Genomic DNA, 272 nt, shown 5'->3' with positions numbered 1-272 from the left:
CGCGTCGCATGCGCAGCTTCGAATTGGGGAAGAAAGGCGTTGATCGCACAATTTTCCCAATAGATCGACGCGCTCGCCGCAATCCAGGTTGTGAAGGCCGATGGGCGGGTGAAGAGACTGTAGAGCACGAAGAGGCCGCCGAAGGAATGACCGAAGATCGCCTGGCGATTGCGGTCAATGGGACTATCCGCTTCGATCATTGGCTTGATCTGATCTTCGATGAACGTCAGGAACTCCCCGGCCCCGCCGGTCCTGACTTCAGGAGTGTTTTC

1 protein-coding gene is annotated in these 272 nt (G+C 57.0%); it reads right to left on the bottom strand.

The window, feature by feature from the left end; genetic code table 11:
• A partial coding sequence (locus Ga0451573_RS19205; protein WP_231685798.1) for an alpha/beta hydrolase occupies nt 1-272 on the bottom strand: 272 nt, incomplete at both ends.

Source organism: Phosphitispora fastidiosa (assembly GCF_019008365.1).
In the GTDB taxonomy this organism is placed as follows: domain Bacteria; phylum Bacillota; class Thermincolia; order Thermincolales; family UBA2595; genus Phosphitispora; species Phosphitispora fastidiosa.
This window is presented reverse-complemented; position numbering and strand designations above follow the sequence as displayed.